This is a genomic window from Nonomuraea sp. MG754425, from assembly GCF_021699195.1.
GTDB lineage: Bacteria > Actinomycetota > Actinomycetes > Streptosporangiales > Streptosporangiaceae > Nonomuraea.
In genome coordinates, this window is the sequence record NZ_SSXE01000424.1 from 1 (window position 1) to 1315 (window position 1315).

The 1315-nt window shown below is 73.4% G+C and carries 2 protein-coding genes; one reads left to right on the forward strand and one right to left on the reverse strand.

Going from position 1 to position 1315, the window contains the following annotated elements; all coding sequences use genetic code 11:
• Positions 1-149 precede the first annotated feature (149 nt).
• Entirely contained in the window at positions 150-725 is a 576-nt protein-coding gene (locus tag FAF44_RS53235; RefSeq protein WP_237111126.1) for a sigma factor, read from the reverse strand.
• Between the two features lie 82 nt (positions 726-807).
• Between FAF44_RS53235 and FAF44_RS53240 the strand changes: the two genes are divergently transcribed.
• On the forward strand, positions 808-1266 hold the full coding sequence (locus FAF44_RS53240) for a hypothetical protein (protein ID WP_237111127.1): 459 nt from the start codon (positions 808-810) through the stop codon (positions 1264-1266).
• Positions 1267-1315 lie beyond the last annotated feature (49 nt).

A 1315-nucleotide genomic window follows, 5' to 3' on the forward strand; every position in this document is an offset into this window, starting at 1 on the left:
TGCGGGGTGGCGCGGGTGCGGCGGCGGTGGCGCCGGTGGGCGGGGTGCGTCCGCCCGCGCATCGTCAGGCGGTGGCCGTCAAGCCGGGCCGGGTGAGGGGGCGGCCGGTGCGCCGCGACGGGTGTGCGGTGTCGCCGGATCACCGGTTATTAGGCAGCTCGACGAGCGTTCGGCGGGTCATGGCGGTTTCCCGTTCCATGCGTGACAGCTTCTCGGGGTTGCGTACGTGGTAGGCGCCGGTGACGTAGCCGTTCTCGACGCATACCGCGATCACTGCGTCGATCTCCCCGTTGACGCGGACGAGTGACGCGGACGAGCAGTCCGGGGGCGCCGTTGATGAGGGCGAACACCTCGTGCAGGACGAACACCGCGCGTTCGGTCGGTTGCAGGGTCTCCAGGACGAGCAGCATGGCCATCGAGACGCTGTCGGCGAGTTCGACGTCGTCGGCCACATCAGGCGTGGTGAGGAGGGGTTCGGGCAGCCACGGCCCGATGTAGGACTCCTTGCGGCGGCTGAGCGCGCGGAGCCGGTCCAGCGCCTGGCGGGTGACGATGCGCACGAGGTAGGCGCGGTGTTCCCGTACGGTGGCGAGGTCGGCGTCGGTCCAGCGCAGCCAGGTCTCCTGCAGGACGTCTTCGGCGTCGGCGGCTGAGCCGAGCATCTCGTAGGCGACGGTGAACGGCAGGTTGCGGTGGGTGACGAACGTCTGGGTGGCGGGGTCCACGGTGGGTGCTCGGCAGCACGTACTGCACCGTCGGGGAGACGGGCGTCCTGCGCGGGATCGGGGAGCGGGAAGGGCGTCCGGTGTGAGCGCCGGCACGTTCGCGGTGGCGGGGGCGACCGGGCGGCTGGGCCGTCACGTCGTCGAGGTGCTGGCCGAGCGGGGGCCCGGGTGGTGCCGATGTCCCGGGCCGCCGGTGTGGACGTCGTCACCGGTGAGGGCCTGGCCGGGGCGCTGGCCCGTCATCGACGTCGCCTCGTGGCACTCCTCCGATCAGGACGCGGCGACGGAGTTCTTCCGTGCCTCGGCCCGGCATCCGCACGAGTACGGCCGCAAGGCGGGGTCGCCCGGAGATCGTCATGGCGTCCGTGATCGGCGCGGACAGGGCCGGCTGCTCGGCGCCCGCCGGGGGATCGAGGTCGTCGGCGTGGACGGCTCCGGCTGGCCCGATGCCGAGATCGCCGCCGGCGGCGGGTTCCTGCCCGGCCCGCACGCCAAGCTCGCCGGCCCCACGTTCCGGGCGTGGCTGGACACCCAGCCCTGAGCCGGGGTTCGGGCCGGCAGGGGAGCCGGGCGCAGGGTCAGGGTGAGGG